Below are 16763 nucleotides of genomic sequence, written 5' to 3' on the forward strand. Positions count from 1 at the left end.
GGCGTGAAAAGCCTTCTGAAATTTTAAGTCCTGAATCCGTGAGGTGTGGTGGACCGATCTGAGTTGCTGGCATGGTGACCCCGTTTTGAGCAGTCGACGATGCCCTGTTTCAGTCGGTTGCCCGAATCATCGCCTCTCGAGCGGTAGAAAAGTGATCGTGACTGTGATCATTCAGCTGTTTTCGGGCATAGCTCATCCCCGTTCAATGTGAACATAGAATGGATCCAGGCTCTTGCAACGAATTCCTTTTGCCTTACCCTGGGCAAAAATTTAGATAGACGCTCCGAAGTGCTCGAAAGGCATGACAATACCGGCTAAACTGGAGCTTCAGCCGACGACCGCTTCGAATCAAGCGCCCTGCCAGATAGATCAGTTCCTGGATCACGGTCTTGATGCGACGCCGCTTGGCCCGATGCCGTACGGGCGAAAAACGGCCCAAGAGCCCGTTTTGCCCCAGGATGCGCAAGATGTTGTAAGCCAGTCCGCCCAGGGTCAACACCAAAGCATTGGTCGCAAACTTTCCAGAGGGCAATCGCTCCAAGTCCAGATCGGACTTGATCTCACTGTGAAACTGTTCACTCAGACCCCGCTTTTCATCCAACCGAATCCCTTGATCCTCATCGATGGAAAGAGACGTCCACCAACCCTCCAGCGTGATATCGGGCTGGATCAGCATTTGTCCCTTGGCATCCGATATTCGCTCGGTGACCCGGATCACCAGGCGAAACCGATAGCTTTCCCCTCCATAGTGTCGTGTCACCCATGTGCTGAGGATCGCCACTTTCTTGCCGGGCCGAGGCTCCGTCACACGGCCCTCCCTGAAGGCCCGATCACGCCAAGAAAGGCGGTCCGCCCCGCGTGGATTCCATTGGATGATGAAGTTCACATCAGGGTGTCGGCGAAGCTCCACAAGCGTTTCCACAGCATCGTGAGCCGAGTCGGTTCGCACCAGCAGGGGCCTTCGAGTATCCTTACGAGCATGCACCACCATCTTGCACAAAAACCCCACAAATCCGTTCTGGGAATGCTGAGACCCGGGTCAAAGCTTCATGCCCAGACACCATCGGTTTCGGCCGAGGTAGGCCGCAATCGACGCGTATTCCTCATCGTTCCGGTACGTCCGCGACACCCCTTCTTTCTTTGTGGAGGTCCTGACCCCATCCGCATGAGAAATCACCGGCCCTCCCGGAACTTCCTTCTCCAAGCTTTAGCAAAGGTCCGTGCCGCCGTTGATCCAATCGCCCACAAGAACCAGGCCCGAGTGACCGCTGGAGAAGGCCTTCGAGATTGTTCAAGCTCCATTCTTTTCATGAGGGCACCTGCCGGGTGAAATTGGGACAGGAGATCCTATAACACAAAAGCGAATGAAATTCAATACGATACATGCGACAAGATAGTTTTATCTACAGACACAATCTCACGGATTAAAGCCTTTCTCACGCAGAGCCGACCATCTCAAACCATCTCATGTCCATTCTGAACACTTTGAGTGGTTCCATCGTTTTCTTCGGACTCCGGGCAAATGCGGTTGTCTCGATTCAAAAGAGTGTCGACAAAAATCTAGGCGGTTTGGTCGTATCATTGACGTTGGTGGCGTGCCTCTCGTTTGCCCAAATTGATCAAAATGCTTGGAGCCGATCTTTGGATCTGCGTACCTTCCTCTGGTCTGTGGGCGATAGCGTCCGATAGGGAGGTGATGCGAGCCCTTAGGCGATCTTTTAGGTTCTTTTGATTGATTAAGGACAGAAGACACCAAAAAAGGGCTTTACCTCATGAAGGTAAAGCCCTTCTTGGTAACTGGCGGGGACGACCGGACTTGAACCGGCGGCCTCCGGCGTGACAGGCCGGCGTTATAACCGTCTTAACTACGTCCCCTTGTGTTGTGGTGGGCGGAACAGGGCTCGAACCTGCGACCCCCGGCTTGTAAGGCCGATGCTCTCCCACCTGAGCTATCCGCCCCCGAAAATCCGTCGGGATCATGTCGGCCTCGCCCTTACGTGAGGCCCCTTACTAGCCGAATTCCCACGACCATGTCAAGCGGTTTTTGGAGCCTTTCAGTGCGCGTGAATGTCCTCCGGGCATGGGACCGGTTCGGCTCCAAAGAACACAGGTTGCGCAGGCGTCGAAGTGTCCTTGAAAAGTTGGTCCGGATCGTCCAAAACCAGAGCCTTGCGCAGCACCTCGTCCATGTGCCCCACAAGTTCCACGTTGACTTCTTCGAGAATCTTCGCGGGAATATCTCGCAAATCCTTTGCGTTTTCTTCAGGAATAAGCACAGTCTTGATAAGACCTCGATGGGCTGCTAGAATCTTTTCCTTGAGTCCGCCAACCGGCAGCACTCTTCCGCGAAGTGTGATTTCGCCCGTCATGGCGAGGTCGCTCCGCACAGGAATCTTGGTCAGGGCAGATACCATGGACGTGGCCATGGTGATCCCGGCGGAAGGACCATCCTTTGGAATGGCCCCTTCCGGCACATGGACATGCAAGTCGTTGTTTTCATAAAAATCCTTGGGAATGCCTAAGCGTTCCGCTCGAGACCGCACATAGCTGAAGGCGGCTTGAGCGGATTCTTGCATCACTTCCCCAAGTTTTCCGGTAATGATAATCTTGCCCTTGCCCGGCATGATTACCGTCTCGATGCCTAAAAGGTCGCCGCCGAATTCCGTCCATGCCAACCCGATGGCCAAACCGACCTCATCCTTCTCCTCGGCTCGACCATAACGGAACTTAGGCACGCCCAAGTACTCCTGAATAATGTCTTCCGTCAGCACCACACGAGTCTGTGGGCCGCTTCGCACTACTTCTTTCGCCACCTTACGGCAGATGGAGGCGATTTCTCGCTCTAAATTACGTACTCCTGCCTCTTTCGTGTAGTGGCGAATAATGTGGAGCAATGTCTCATCGGAAAAGACGACATTCTCTTGCGTGATACCGTTGGCTTCACATTGTTTGGGCACCAAAAACCCTTTGGCGATCTGCAACTTTTCGATCTCCGTGTATCCGGGAAGTCGAATGATTTCCATGCGATCCTGCAAGGGTAGGGGAATGGAGTGGAGCGTATTGGCGGTGGTGATGAAAAAGACCGACGACAGATCGAAATCCAGATCCAGGTAATGGTCGTTGAAGGCGAAATTTTGTTCCGGATCCAAAACTTCCAAGAGCGCAGCCGCAGGATCACCTCGAAAATCCATGGTCATTTTGTCGATTTCGTCGAGACAAAACACGGGGTTGTTGCTTTTCACCTTGCGAAGGCTTTGAATGATTTTGCCGGGCATCGCCCCGATGTAGGTACGTCGATGCCCTCGAATTTCCGCTTCGTCTCGAACGCCCCCCAAAGACAGCCGCACAAAGTTGCGGTTCATGGCTCGAGCGATAGATCGGGCCAGAGAGGTCTTGCCGACGCCGGGAGGGCCCACAAAGCACAAAATGGGACCTTTGATCTTTTTCACCAAGGACTGCACGGCCAGGTATTCCAGGATGCGCTGTTTAGGTTTTTCCAACCCGTAGTGATCTTCATCCAAAACAGCCGCCGCCTGATCAATGTCCAATTTATCCTTGGTCTTTTCACACCAAGGCAAGGAGAGAATCCAGTCGATGTAATTACGGACCACGGTGGCTTCGGCGCTCATGGGGGACATGAGTTTCAGCTTTTTGAACTCATGACGCACCTTTGCCGCCGCTTCTTTGCTGAGCCGTTTCTTCTTGATGCGCTTTTCGAGCTCTTCCAGTTCGGACCTAAAATCGTCCTTTTCCCCCATTTCCTTTTGGATGGCTCGCATCTGTTCATTGAGATAGTATTCCCGCTGGGTCTTTTCCATCTGTTTCTTGACCCGGCCCTTGATGCGCTCCTCCGTTTTGATAATCTCGATCTCAGCCCGAATATGCCCGAAAAGTTTTTCCAACCGCCGCACGGGATCCAGGATCTCTAAAAGTTTCTGCTTGACCTCGATCTTGAACGGCATGTAGGCCGCTACCGTGTCGGCCAGTCGAGACGGTTCATCGATTTCATTGACGGCGTCCAGCACTTCCTGAGTAATCTTTTTGTTGTGCTTGGCATAAGAGCCAAAGGCGCTGCGCACACCCCGGCGCAAGGCTTCCACTTCCGTGGGGTCCGCATCGAAAACTTCTTCCAGGTTTTCAACCCTCACGTAAAAGGCATCGGGCTGGGAGAGAAATTCGGCAATACGGCAACGCGATTCCCCTTCCACCAACACCTTGACCGTCCCGTCCGGAAGACGCAACAATTGCAAAACAGTGGCCACGGTTCCGACACGGTAGATGTCGCCCGCACCTGGGTTATCCGTTTTGGCGTTTTTTTGGGCAGCCAGAACAATCCTCTTGTCGGTCTGCATGGCCTTTTCCAAGGCGTTTACCGACTTGTCTCGCCCCACGAAGAGAGGAACCACCATGGCCGGATAAACCACAATGTCCCTCAAAGGCAACAAAGGCATGACGATCGAGCGCCCCAATGCCGCGGGATTATCTCTTCTGCGAATTTTTTCCAACATAGGCAACCGCTTTCCCAGAAACCTTTCTACGCCGACTCTTGGCTCTGGCTGTGATAGAGCAAAATAGGTCGATCATTGTTGATCACGACCTCTTCATTGACCACGCATTCTTCCACGTCCGTTTGGGAAGGCAAATCGTACATAACATCCAACATGATATTTTCCATGATGGATCGCAGCCCTCGAGCTCCCGACTTGCGGCGAAGGGCTTCCTTGGCGATCGCTCGAAGCGCCCCTTCCGTAAAGCGGAGCTTCACGTTTTCCAGCTCAAAAAGCTTACGGTACTGTTTCACCAGGGCGTTGCGAGGTTCCGTAAGAATCTGGATCAGCTCTTCTTCCGTCAGTTCCCCTAGGGTAGCGATGACAGGAAGACGCCCCACAAATTCGGGAATCAACCCGAACTTGATGAGATCCTCCGGTTGCACCTGGCACAACGTTTCCCCTATGTTTCTTTCATCCTTACTTCTGATATCGGCAGCAAACCCAAGACCCTTAATCCCTGTTCGAGACTTGATGATGCTGTCCAGGTGATTAAAGGCGCCGCCGCAAATGAACAAAATGTTTGTGGTATCAATCTTGATAAATTCCTGTTGCGGATGTTTACGCCCGCCTTTGGGAGGCACATTGGCCACCGTGCCTTCCAGAATTTTGAGCAGAGCCTGCTGCACACCTTCTCCGGATACGTCGCGGGTGATGGACGGGCTGTCGGATTTCTTGGCGATTTTGTCGATTTCGTCGATGTAGACGATGCCTCGAGACGCCCTTTCAATGTCGTAGTCGGCTGCCTGAATGAGGCTTACCAGAATATTTTCCACATCCTCACCCACATAGCCGGCTTCCGTTAAGGTGGTGGCGTCCGCGATGGTAAAGGGAACATTCAGAATCTTGGCCAAAGTCTGAGCCAGAAGAGTCTTGCCCGAGCCTGTGGGACCGATCATCAGGATGTTGCTCTTTTGCAGTTCCACGTCGTCCTTTTTGTCCGGACGCAGCTCGATGCGCTTATAGTGGTTGTGCACCGCCACGGAAAGAATCTTCTTGGCCCTTTCTTGCCCAATCACATACTGATCCAAAGCCGCCTTGATTTCCGCGGGCTTTGGAATCTGAGTCGCCCGGTTGACCTCGTCACGTTCGTATTCTTCCGCGATAATGTCGTTGCACAGCTCCACACATTCGTCACAAATGTAAACGGTCGGACCGGCGATCAATTTCTTGACCTCATTTTGGCTCTTTCCGCAAAAAGAGCACCGCAGCTCTCCCGTTCTCTCATCACGCTTCTTCGCCATGGACTATCCTCCTCCGTTGACCCTAGGGGAAAATCTCTCGTGAATCAACCTCATGCCCCTAGGCCTGATACCGCCTTTGAGATCGCCAGCCCCATGTGCTGGTTGGTTGCCTTATGATAACCCTTGTGAGGCATCCTAGCAACGGCTCATGCCCCGTGCAACAAATAAAGCAAAATGTGAGCCAAAAACAAGAAGGGCGTCATCGCACGGCTTTCTCGGCGTGCCGTGGAACAACGCCCTTTCCCGCAAAGGTTCTGTTTTTTTTGCCTGAGAATCGGCCACTCGGGCACGCCATTGGAAGAGCCCACAGTTTTGGCCGAACCGACTTCTGGACCTACACGGGGCGAGGTCCCTCGGTGGGGCTTTCAGCGCGTCGCACAATCACTTCATCGACCAGACCGTAGTCCTTGGCCTGGAACCCCGACATATAAAAATCCCGGTCCGTGTCCTTTTCAATCTGTTCCAGAGGCCTTCCCGTGTGATGCATCAAAATTTTGTTCAGCTCTTCACGCAGGCGAAGGATTTCTCGAGCCTGAATATCCACGTCCGTGGCTTGTCCCTGAAATCCTCCCATGGGTTGGTGCAGCATAATACGGGCATGGGGTAGAGCGTAACGCTTCCCCTTGACACCGGCGGCCAGGAGCACGGCCGCCATACTCGCCGCCTGACCCATGCACAGCGTGGATACGTTTGGCTTGATGTATTGCATGGTGTCGTAAATGGCGAGACCGGCCGTCACCAGCCCTCCCGGAGAATTGATGTAAAAATGAATGTCCTTGTCCGGATCTTCAGATTCTAGAAAGAGCATTTGCGCAATGATCACGTTGGCCACTTCATCGGTAATGGCTGTGCCTAAAAAAATGATGCGGTCCCTGAGAAGGCGTGAATAAATGTCAAAGGCCCTCTCACCACGACTGCTCTGTTCAATGACAATGGGAATCAAAGACATGACACTGCCTCCCAACCTCAACTCGCCGTCGCCTCGCCACCGGCTTTGGCCACGGCGTGATCTTCCAGTAATCGAAAAACCTTTTCTTCCAGCTTTTGCTGACACATTTCCGCCACGATGGTGCTGTCTTGGTATTCCGTTTTGACTTGCTCCGGCGTTGTTCGATACATGCGAGCCACTTCCGTGTAGACGCTATCTTTTTCGTCTTCACTCAGTTCCAAGTTTTCCTGCGCTGCAATCTGTTCCACGATCAAACGCCAGCGAATATCCCTTTCTGCGCCGGGGCGTTGGTCCGCACGGACTTCCGGAGTGTAAAATCGGCTGGGATCGATCTTGAGTCCCTGAGCCGTCAGTTGATGCACAAAATGCTGAATTCGTCGATCCACCTCTCGATCCACCACTTTTTCAGGAACATCAAAGGACGTCTTGCTCAGCAGCTGTTCCATAATGGCTTCTCGAAGGCGCTGTTTGGCCGCCTGTTGGGCGGCTCGAGTGAGCCTTTCACGGAGCGATTCCTTGAGGGCTTCTACCGAAGCATGACCGCCCACTTTTTGGGCAAACGCGTCATTCAGTTCGGGCAAAATCTTTTCTTTGATCTCCTTTACGGTCACCTCAAAGTGCACCGTTTTTCCCGCCAGATCCCGACTTTCTGCGTCTTCGGGAAAATGCAAGTCAAATTCCAGAGTTTCACCCGCACGATGCCCCACAATATGCTGATCGAAGTCCGGATGAATCCTCTGAGAACCCAGTTCGACATAAAAATTCTTGTTGACGCCTTTTTCAAAAAGGGCTCCGTCCACAAAAGGGATCACATCCACAATGGCATAGTCTCCCCACTGAGCCGGACGGTCCTCCTGAAGGGATCGAATTTCCGCGTGTCTTTCCTGCAGGGCCTTCAGTTCTGCTTCCACCCTTTCATCGGTAATTTCCTCAGGGGGTGCCGCCTCCACCTCCAGACCCAAATAGTCCTTGACCTCAAAGATTGGACGAACCTCCACAATGGCAGCATAGGAAAAGGATCCATCGGGTTCAAACCGGTAATCCTCCACATCCCCTTCCATCATGGGCTTCAGGTCCGTTTGTTTCAAAGCATCAGGATAAGTTTCCTGAATGATGTGATTGGAAACCTCCCCTTGAATCGTTTTTCCGTAGTAAGATTCAAGGATTTTCCGCGGGACCTTCCCGGGGCGAAAACCTTTGAGGCGCACCTGTCGGCTGAGCTGCTTGTAGCGCTTATCCAGTTCTTTTTTAACGGCTTGAGGTTCAACAACAACATGCAGCTTTTTCTGGGTCGGCCCCAGGTCGGTCACGGTGACTTTCATTTCCACGGTCAAACCTTCCTTCTGTTTTCGCTTAGCTTTCCCTGGCCCTTTTTTTCAAAAGGTCACCCAAAACGTCCTGGATTCAATCCGGTTGATAAGCACGTTCGCGCAAAAACGAAACGAAGTTAGAAGCCCAATGGGACTAACTTCGTCATATCCACGGTCAGGCGGTGGCCGATTCGGCCCATCCTTTTTTGGACAAGATGGTCAAGGCGGCTCGGGTGCGAGAGGGGGGAGTCGAACCCCCAAGCCCGAGGGCGCTGGATCCTAAGTCCAGTGCGTTTGCCAGTTCCGCCACTCTCGCGAAATCGTCCGGCGCAGCACAGGCTCTTCTAATCGTTCCTCAGGCACAGTGTCAAGGGAAAAGGAATCAATAGGTTAGCCGCCCTGTTTGAAGAGCGGAGCGATCAAGAAAAAAGGTGCATCAAAGAGTGTTCATCGAGGAAGAAAATATGTACAATGGTTCCAAGTCGACGCTTCGACGCAGGTGTATGGAGGATGCCTCAGCGCGGAATCGTTCAGAAAATGGGCATGTGGAAACAAGGAGGTGGCATTCATGGTCGTGTATCGCCGCAAGGAAGACAGTCAGACATGGCATTGGTGTTCCAATTGCAGTCAGTACCCCACGGGTCAGGACATTATCAAGAGGCAGAGTCGGCCCGAGTATGGGGAATTTTGTAGCGAATGCACTGTCAAAGAGCAGACGGGGGACTGCAAGTCCGATTCCTTCTTTTCCGTGCGCAAATGATACAGGGTGGTGCGGGCAAGCCAAGCCTTTTCGGGTTTTTGGGGCGGCCGGAGGTGTGACATGAAAAGGCGGTTTCATGTCCTTCCTGGAGGAAAATCTCTTAGAGCCGGCGGATTCCTGCAGCCCATGAGGCTTTATCGTGCGTACTCCATTACCGAACTGGAAAAGGATCAAGTCACCTACTACGGGGTTCGGCTCAATTGGTACCGTCTGGACAGAACCGACCCCGTGCTTCCCATGGAAAACCTCATTGCGGGTTATGACAAGCTTGACGAGCGACAAAGGCGCCAGGCTTTGGAAGAGGTTTTACGGTACCTTACGGAAGAAGAGGTCTGGGGTCTGAGAACGTACTTACGCGAAAAGCATGGTCTGGAGGTGATGGCCGAAGAGGTGCCTTTGCCCCTTGAGGTGCTCACGGGGCCTTTTTATTCCCCTTACGGTGAGGTGTTCGAATTTCTGGAGTTGTCCGAGCAGGAAGGCTATTCGCTGCCTTACAAGATCTGGGGCTTTTATTCGCTTCGAGGATGCCTGAGCGGGCCGAACGTGGCCAAAGGTGTTCAGTTCCTGCAAAAGGCTTTGGAAAAACTTCAAACACCCCAAACATTTTCCACCAAGGATCTGGAAGGGGTTGTCAAAGCCTTGTATTTCGAAGATGGCCTGGTGGTAACGTCTCGAGGCCGAGAAGCACCTTGAGAAAAAGGGGCTGGAGATGCGGGTGTGAAGCAAACCCGTGCCCAGCCCCTTCATTGTTCAGTACAAGAACATGGGTTTACCCATGACGTGGCGCACCTTCGGGCGGTAGTTTTCCACGTCGTAGAGTTCGTGCACATCCACGCGTTTTTGTCCCGAAACCACGATGCTCACTGGCATGTCCGTGTAAATGCCTTTGCTGAGTGCCACCATGCGGCCGAAGTTTCTTCTGAGGGCCAAATCCACGGCCATATTGGCGAAATTGACCGCTACCATGAGATCCAAAGAATCCGGCGCTCCACTTCTCATGAGGTAGGAGAGCTGCTGGTAGATGATGTCTTGGCCTGTAAGCTTTTTAAGAATCTCGCCGGTGATCAGGCCGATACCGCCAAGCTTTTTGTGACCGTAGGCGTCTTCTTCGCCACGTTCCACAATCGTTCCGGTCATCATCCGAGCCCCTTCGCTGATGGTCATCATGGCGTAATTGCTTGGATTGTTCTTTTTATCTTCCATAATCAACGTCGCCAATCTTTCGGGATCAAAGGGCACCTCGCTGATGATGGCTCGATCCGCGCCAGCAAGGTAGGCACTGATGAGAGACGTTTCTCCGCAATGACGCCCGAAAAGTTCAATGACTCCGATGCGTTCATGGGATCCTGTGGACGTTCTCAAGGCGTGAATGAAGTTGACACTCCGCGTCACCGCCGTGGAAAAACCGATACAATAGTCGGTACCAAAAACATCGTTGTCCATGGTCTTAGGGACCGCCAGTACCGGAAAGCCCTCCTGGTGTAACCGAACGGCATAACTTAGAGTGTCATCCCCGCCGATGGCCACCAGGCAATCGACGCCGAGTTTGTCCAAGTTGTTGAGCACATGGGATGTGAGATCTTTCTTCTCCCCTTCGGAACGGAACTGAGATGCCAAGAAGGGAGGCGCTTCCTTAAGCCGCACGGCCGCGGGGTTGGTTCGAGAAGTGTGCAGGTAGGTTCCGCCTGTACGGTCTATGGTGCGGACCGTGTTCTTTTCCAGCCATTGAAAGCATTTGGAGAATGTTTCCGAATCTTCGGGATTGTAGTCGACAAGCCCTGCCCAGCCTCGGCGAATGCCGAGGACGCGAAAGCCCTCCTCGACACATCGATACACCAAAATTTTGATACAGGGATTGAGCCCGGGGACATCGCCTCCCCCCGTGAGGATGCCGATGGTGTGGATGGGTTTCAGCTCATAGACCATGGCAGCACCTCCTCTTTGTTGAGGCAATACTCGAGTCACTCCATGGGAATGGCGAAAAAGATTTCCATTCTACTGTATACGAAGCTTGGACAACCGCAAAGGGAGTCCTTTACGAATAAAGCGGCGATTGATAAAAAAACGGCTTGGGATTTTGGTTTGGAGTGACGAAAGACTCGTCAAATGCAAAGAGGTGGGATGAAGATGTCGGATAAAGAAGTCCATGATTTTTGGCAGCATCATTCAGAAAAATTTCTGGAAATGGCCTTAAGAACGGATCGCATGGAATCTCTCGCACATGCCGATGGTCACGGAATGAAAAAAGGCTCGTGCGGAGACACGGTAGAGTTTTTCGTCGTCACCGACCCTGATGGAGCCATACAACGCGTGGCATTTCAAGTCCAGGGGTGCCTCAATACCGTTGCCTGTGCCAATACCGTTTGTGAACTCATGGAAGGAAAGTTTTTGGAAGACGCCTGGGACCTGACGCCGGAACAGGTCGTCGAATACCTTGAGACTCTTCCAAAGCATGAACACCACTGCGCAGAACTGGCGGTGGGTGCCTTTTACCTGGCTATTGCCGATGTGCACCGAAAGAAAAAGGAACCCTGGAAGAAAATCTACGGAAGAAGCGACGAGAGCCACTGAAGAAAAGAGGCTACGTCGTCAAAGACTTTATGGATACCCGTGCGTCGAGCAAAATCAGGATCCCATTGAAAGACGGGCCCACCGGCCGCAACAATCACACCTTGAGGAAGCCCTTGAACAATGGCGGCCACAAGGGGTTCAGCATCGGCGCGAAGCACGGTCAGCCCCAAAATATCAGGCGGGTCTCGGCGACACGCCTCAAGGATCTCCTCGGGAGTACACAAAAGCCCTAAGCGAACTGTCTGCGCCCCTACAGCTTGAGCCGCAGCCGCGATGACCTCAAGACCGTTTCCCCAACCGTCGTCGATGGTTGCTAGAGCAATCTTCGGAAAACTGCCGAGAGGCGGTCGCGCTTCAAGCGGGACGGTTTCCAGAAGTCTCTGAAGATCTTCCAGATCTCGAAGGACATTCCATCGCCCGGGCAGCCGGTGAAGGCGCCAATGATGAACGCGGTCGAGAAGGTGCGCTTTAAAGTCTTGCCAGGATACACTCTGAGGCGGGTCAACGAGGCTCATGCATACAGATGCCTTCTGAAAGCAGCCTCTTTTCTTCCGCCAACCTTTGGCGCAACCAGACCAACACCTTGTCGAATTCGTCCCGCAATTCCCGTAAGGCTCGTCCCCGATGGCTCACCGCCGCCTTCTCTTCCGGTGTCATTTCCGCAAACGTCTTCCCTGCCGGCGGGTAATAAAAAAGGGGATCATAGCCAAATCCAAAACCACCTCGAGGTTCCGTGGTGATTTCCCCTTCGCATACGGCCTCATAGGTCAGGGCCGGACCTGTCGGTACGGCAAGCGAAAGGACACACACAAACCGGGCTTTACGATGGGTTTGGCCCTTCATGGCCTCAAGAAGCTTGCGGTTGTTGTCGGCATCCGTGGCGTTCTCGCCGGCGTATCGAGCGGAATGCACACCTGGCGCTCCACCCAAAGCTTCGACTTCCAAGCCGGAGTCGTCGGCCAGAGCCGGAAGCCCTAGAACGCGGGCTGTAAAAAGCGCTTTCTTGTAAGCATTTTCCTCAAAAGTTCGGCCGTCTTCTCGAGGTTCCGGCAGCGGGCCGAAATCCGTCACATCTCGAACCTCTACGGGAAAGCCCTCTAAAAGGGCTCGAATCTCCGCGGACTTTGCACGATTTCGAGTGGCAATGACCAGAGTTACGGTTTCCATGACGGCGTACGTGCCTCCTTGAAGCCTTTAGGCTGACGAGGCGTGAGACGTGGAAGTTTCTTCCGCATCCGACGCCTCGGCCTCTTCTTTCTTTTCAAAGAAATGAGCAATCCAGACACTCATTTCGTAGAGAATAAGCAAGGGAATAGCCATAAGAATCTGAGTAAAAACGTCGGGTGGTGTCAAAATGGCCGCCCCAATAAAGATGATAAGGATAGCGTACTTTCTATGCTTTTTAAGAAAACTCGCTTTGACCAGCCCCAGTTTTGCCAGAAAGAAGGTGACCAAGGGCATTTCAAACACGAGCCCAAAGGCAATGAGAAGCCGCGTGGCAAAAGAAAGAAATTCTTTGGTGCTGATCATGGGGGCGATGAATTCCGTGGCAAAAGAAGTAAAAAACTGAAATCCATAAGGAAAAACGATAAGATAACCGAAAGCGGCACCACCGATAAAGAAAATTGTAGACAAGATGACAATGGGGTAAAGATAGCGGCGTTCGTGCTCATAGAGGCCAGGGGCCACAAAACGCCAAAACTGGTAAAGAATGACCGGAATCGCCAAGGCCACACCACCGAGAAAAGAAACTCTAATATAGGTCATAAAGGCTTCGTGTGGCGCCGTATAGATGAGCTTCTGATGCCCGTCTTTGGGTAGGGCTTGCAGTAGGGGCTGCATAAGCCAAGAAAAGATCTTTTCCTTAAAGAAATAGGAAATGACAAACCCGACACCCACGGCAATGGCGCAAATAATAAGCCGTCGTCGCAGCTCCTCCAGATGTTCCGTGAACGGCATTTTATCAGAAGGCTGACTCATGGGACTTTTCGATTCTCTGCGGTTTCACTCTGAGGTTCCGTCTCTTTCGGCACTTCGGTCTCTGTCTTGGATCCTTCGGCCACCGTTCCTTGCTGTGGGGTCGTCTCAGGGGCTGATTCAACCTTGACGGCCTCCGGCTTGATGGATGAGCTCAAATTTTCCAACATGATTTGGCTTTGGGCCGTGCGGAATTCCTTTTTCAGCTCCTGGACCGTCTCATCCTGCTCAAAGGTGCTCTTAAGGTCGCTTGTGGCCTTTCGAAATTCCGCCAACCCTCGACCTAGAGCCCGAGCAAGATCCGGCAGCTTTCCCGGTCCCACCACGATAAGTGCGATAAAAAGAATCAGGAGGAGTTCCTGAAACCCCATGCCGAACATTTCATACCCCCTTGGAATCCGGTGGCTCTGACGGCTCTACGTGTTCCGACAGCTCATGGTATTGGGCTTCCCGCACATCAGGTTTTTCGACCTGGAAACCTTTCTTGAACTCGGTGACACTTTCGCCCAGAGCTTTGCCCACTTGGGCGAGGCGCTTTCCACCATAAATAAAAATCACGATGCCCAGTATGAGGAGCAATTCCGTGGGGCCCAAACCAAAAACCATGGATCCTTTCCTCTTAGTCCATGCCGCCTTCGATCGTTCGATTTTCGTCCTTTGATATCAGCCTTTCAATGTCTCAGGGATGGGATCACCTCCATGCTTGCTTTTTACTTCGTCGCGTAGCTATGCAAGCCGCTCAGCAAAAAATTTACACCAAAATAGGTGAAGAGGACTGAACAGAATCCAACAACCGACAACCAAGCCACCCTCGGCCCTCTCCAACCCCGCACCGCCCTCGCATGAAGCACCGTAGCATAAATAAGCCACGTGATCAGAGACCAGGTTTCCTTGGGATCCCAACTCCAATAGGATCCCCATGCCGAATCGGCCCACACGGACCCGGTGATGATGCCGATGGAAAGCCAGAAGAACCCGAAAAGGATAACCTGGTAATTGAATTCATCCAGTTCTCGAGCGCTGGGAAAAAGACTGGCGGAAAGGAGGGACCATGGCCGTCCTTCTTTTCTTCTGCGCCAGAGGTAGGCAAGGCTTAAACCGAAGGAAATAGCGAAGGCGCCGTAGCCCATAAAGCAGGTGACCACATGGGCGATAAGCCAGTTGCTCTTGAGGGCCGGCACCAAAGGTTGAATCTTGGAAACCACGTCAGGGGAAAACGACGCGTAGGCCATGGCCAGAAAAGCGATACCGGTCGGTACAAATCCAAGGGCACGGTGGCCCATCTTCCTTTCAAATACGACATAGATAAGGACCAGAACCCAAGAGCCGAAGACAAGGGATTCATAGAGGTTGGAAAGAGGGGCGTGGCCGAAACCAAGATCGTAGGATTCTTTCCAACGAAGCGCGATACCCGCGGTTTGAATGAGAAGAGTGACGAGCGCGCACCCTGTGCCCCAGGAAAGCAGTCTCGGTTTCTGAAAGGTGACCCCCGCCAGATAGACGGTTGTGGTCAGAAGATAAGCAAATGTCGTGACTCCAAGAAGAATGGAACTGTTCATGGCGCGCTATGTCCCCTATGTGCGGCGATGCAGAGTGTCCGCAAGGCGGTCACAAAGATGTTGGAATTCCCGTTCAAAGGCAAGGCTTTTCTTGTTGGTCCAGGCGGCGGCCACAAGGGTTGTGCCCGGATTGTTTCGATGTGCCCAGAGGTAAAGTTTTTTATGGGAGACGTAAAAGGTGCATAAAAGGCCTACGAGAAGAGCCACAAATCCGGAGAGGACAAGAGGAACCCCGGGATCCCGCTTCACTTGTAACCCGGTATAGTATCCCCGTTCCGAATCCAGCAAGGTCACCTGATACCCTTGCAGACGATTGCCGTGAAATTCCGGGTGATTCAAAAGGATCCAGGAGCCTGAGGGCTGCTCGCCCTCTTTCCATGTAGCCATAGCCACGGCGGGACCAAAACCGCTGAAATCTTCGGTGAAGTCCACAAGCTGAATCTTTCGGCCCGTGGAACCAAAGGGAAGGGCTTCCCCAAAGGGCAGTTCCAGTTCGAAACGCTCGCCTTCCTCGGATTTGGTAAAGGCAACCCTTGCCCTCTTCAGTAAAGCCCCATAGGATGCCTGATAAAAAGTGACACCACGGTAGCTGATGGGGTCGTTGACACGAATGGAGGCGTTCAAGACCGGAATGCCGTCTTCAAGAAGGGTCACGTCCGATCGAAACTCTTTGGGCACTCCGTTTTCATAAAAACTTACATCAAAATCATCACAGCGCACCTGAAAGGGAAGGGCGATCAAGGCGCGATGTCTGGGTACGAACACTTCTTGGCTGGTTTCACCTTCCGCCAGATTCAAGATTCCTTTAAAACCGTAGATGGAACCCACTAAAGCGCCGAAGAAGATCCAGAGCACACTCAGGTGGATCACATAAACCATATACCGGGACCAACGGCCTTTTTCCGCCACCAGGGCCAGAGAGTCGGCGGGAGCGTGCAGGTGCTGGAGTCGCCCAAAGGTCCGGCTTAGAACGTTTTCCGACAAAGAACGGACCCTGGAAAAATCCACCGGCACTTCCATGACCCGATGAAGGCTGTATTTGGTGAGCTTGGCAGGATCCAAAAAGTCGTCTCGTTCCCGCAAGAGGGCTCTCGTCTTGGGAAGCCGTTGCAGCGTGCAGGCGGTGAGGTTTAAACTGAGCAGGACGAGAAGAGCCTTGAACGCCACGGAGTGATAAAGATCGGTGATTTGCAGGGCCATGAGCCATCGGGCTTTTTCGAGCCCATAGCGCGCCATGATTTCGCGCTCGCTTAACCCTTGGGGGACCAAAGTCCCCACAATGCAGCCCACGACAAGGATAAAGAACAAGAATAGAGCCAGACGAACACTGGCCAGCTTTCGCCAAAGTCGGTGAACGGTATCTGTGAATGCCTTCATAAAACAGCCTTCCGTCATGATGATGGTCCCTGGGCGAAAAAGGGGTTCGAGCTTCCAGGGGTGTTTTTCAAAGAGACTGCTTTGTAACCTACGCCCAAGGCCAAAGCAAGGCGCATTGTACGGACCTTTACGGTTGCCTTTGCCTTTTGAAGGACTGGGTCTGGCTCTGTCGGACAAAGACGAAAGAAAGAAGCCTGGTGCACAGAGAAACCTTTTTCAGTCAGCGAGGACAACGTGAAAAACATTTTTTTCAGACAAGAAGGAAAAACCCCTTGACACTGGATCGTGGATCTCTATAATCCGGCCTCCGTTGACGCCACGCGTCGGCGTTTTTGAGGGTCTCGAAAAAAGTGCTTGACCAAGACCCTCAGCTCTGGTAGAAAGCAACTTTGCCTGCAGTGATCAGGCGGCGGTTCTTTGAAAACTAAATAGTGAGAAGCGTGCTGGGCCTTAAGAGAAAGGGGCAGCC

General features: G+C 52.7%; 15 protein-coding genes, 3 tRNA genes and 1 pseudogene. 3 read left to right on the forward strand and 16 right to left on the reverse strand.

Annotation, left to right across the window (positions count from 1 at the left end; genetic code table 11):
* Nucleotides 1–253: 253 nt before the first annotated feature.
* The 8 genes and pseudogenes from WHS46_08185 to WHS46_08220 all read right to left on the reverse strand — a co-directional run bounded on the left by WHS46_08185 (nucleotide 254) and on the right by WHS46_08220 (nucleotide 8366).
* Nucleotides 254–1027, reverse strand: a pseudogene (locus WHS46_08185) (transposase).
* Nucleotides 1028–1798: 771 nt separating this feature from the next.
* Nucleotides 1799–1875, reverse strand: a tRNA-Asp gene (locus WHS46_08190).
* 8 nt (nucleotides 1876–1883) lie between these two features.
* Nucleotides 1884–1959: transfer RNA gene (locus WHS46_08195), tRNA-Val, on the reverse strand.
* Nucleotides 1960–2054: 95 nt separating this feature from the next.
* Complete coding sequence (gene lon / locus WHS46_08200) at nucleotides 2055–4508, reverse strand: endopeptidase La (protein MEJ5348654.1); 2454 nt, start codon at nucleotides 4506–4508, stop codon at nucleotides 2055–2057.
* A 26-nt stretch (nucleotides 4509–4534) separates the two neighbouring features.
* Nucleotides 4535–5791 (reverse strand): ATP-dependent Clp protease ATP-binding subunit ClpX, encoded by a 1257-nt coding sequence (clpX, locus tag WHS46_08205; protein ID MEJ5348655.1) that lies wholly within the window; start codon nucleotides 5789–5791, stop codon nucleotides 4535–4537.
* 334 nt (nucleotides 5792–6125) lie between these two features.
* Nucleotides 6126–6740, reverse strand: coding sequence for an ATP-dependent Clp endopeptidase proteolytic subunit ClpP (gene clpP, locus WHS46_08210; protein MEJ5348656.1), 615 nt, complete (start codon nucleotides 6738–6740; stop codon nucleotides 6126–6128).
* A 17-nt stretch (nucleotides 6741–6757) separates the two neighbouring features.
* Entirely contained in the window at nucleotides 6758–8062 is a 1305-nt protein-coding gene (gene tig / locus WHS46_08215; GenBank protein MEJ5348657.1) for a trigger factor, read from the reverse strand.
* A gap of 222 nt (nucleotides 8063–8284) precedes the next feature.
* Nucleotides 8285–8366: transfer RNA gene (locus WHS46_08220), tRNA-Leu, on the reverse strand.
* Nucleotides 8367–8618: 252 nt separating this feature from the next.
* Here WHS46_08220 and WHS46_08225 point away from each other — a divergent pair.
* The gene (locus WHS46_08225; GenBank protein ID MEJ5348658.1) at nucleotides 8619–8810 is read left to right on the forward strand and encodes a hypothetical protein; all 192 of its coding nucleotides are present in this window, start codon (nucleotides 8619–8621) and stop codon (nucleotides 8808–8810) included.
* 60 nt (nucleotides 8811–8870) lie between these two features.
* On the forward strand, nucleotides 8871–9503 hold the full coding sequence (locus tag WHS46_08230; protein ID MEJ5348659.1) for a hypothetical protein: 633 nt from the start codon (nucleotides 8871–8873) through the stop codon (nucleotides 9501–9503).
* Nucleotides 9504–9560: 57 nt separating this feature from the next.
* Here the strand turns inward: WHS46_08230 and WHS46_08235 are convergent, their stop codons facing one another.
* Complete coding sequence (locus WHS46_08235; protein MEJ5348660.1) at nucleotides 9561–10736, reverse strand: 6-phosphofructokinase; 1176 nt, start codon at nucleotides 10734–10736, stop codon at nucleotides 9561–9563.
* Nucleotides 10737–10937: 201 nt separating this feature from the next.
* On the opposite strand from WHS46_08235, the gene WHS46_08240 reads away from it, so the two are divergent.
* A complete protein-coding gene (locus tag WHS46_08240; GenBank protein MEJ5348661.1) occupies nucleotides 10938–11381 on the forward strand; it encodes an iron-sulfur cluster assembly scaffold protein in 444 nt (147 codons plus the stop codon).
* On the opposite strand, the gene WHS46_08245 is transcribed toward WHS46_08240, so the two are convergent.
* From WHS46_08245 to WHS46_08275, 7 genes are all read right to left on the reverse strand, one after another.
* Entirely contained in the window at nucleotides 11354–11896 is a 543-nt protein-coding gene (locus tag WHS46_08245; protein ID MEJ5348662.1) for a cobalamin-dependent protein, read from the reverse strand. The genes WHS46_08240 and WHS46_08245 overlap by 28 nt on opposite strands.
* Nucleotides 11883–12548 carry an XTP/dITP diphosphatase gene (locus tag WHS46_08250; protein ID MEJ5348663.1) on the reverse strand — a complete coding sequence of 222 codons (666 nt, stop codon included), beginning with the start codon at nucleotides 12546–12548 and terminating at the stop codon, nucleotides 11883–11885. Before WHS46_08250 ends, WHS46_08245 begins: the two co-directional genes overlap by 14 nt.
* A 27-nt stretch (nucleotides 12549–12575) precedes the next feature.
* Entirely contained in the window at nucleotides 12576–13361 is a 786-nt protein-coding gene (gene tatC, locus WHS46_08255) for a twin-arginine translocase subunit TatC (GenBank protein ID MEJ5348664.1), read from the reverse strand.
* Nucleotides 13358–13738: a Sec-independent protein translocase protein TatB gene (gene tatB / locus WHS46_08260; GenBank protein MEJ5348665.1), complete on the reverse strand. Its 381-nt coding sequence runs from the start codon at nucleotides 13736–13738 to the stop codon at nucleotides 13358–13360. The genes tatC and tatB overlap by 4 nt, the downstream gene beginning before the upstream one ends.
* A 1-nt stretch (nucleotide 13739) precedes the next feature.
* Nucleotides 13740–13964, reverse strand: coding sequence for a twin-arginine translocase TatA/TatE family subunit (locus tag WHS46_08265; GenBank protein ID MEJ5348666.1), 225 nt, complete (start codon nucleotides 13962–13964; stop codon nucleotides 13740–13742).
* A gap of 104 nt (nucleotides 13965–14068) precedes the next feature.
* On the reverse strand, nucleotides 14069–14917 hold the full coding sequence (ccsB, locus tag WHS46_08270; GenBank protein MEJ5348667.1) for a c-type cytochrome biogenesis protein CcsB: 849 nt from the start codon (nucleotides 14915–14917) through the stop codon (nucleotides 14069–14071).
* Nucleotides 14918–14932: 15 nt separating this feature from the next.
* Nucleotides 14933–16312 carry a cytochrome c biogenesis protein ResB gene (locus tag WHS46_08275; GenBank protein MEJ5348668.1) on the reverse strand — a complete coding sequence of 460 codons (1380 nt, stop codon included), beginning with the start codon at nucleotides 16310–16312 and terminating at the stop codon, nucleotides 14933–14935.
* Nucleotides 16313–16763: the final 451 nt, after the last annotated feature.

The sequence above is a fragment of the Desulfosoma sp. genome (genome assembly GCA_037481875.1).
GTDB lineage: Bacteria > Desulfobacterota > Syntrophobacteria > Syntrophobacterales > DSM-9756 > Desulfosoma.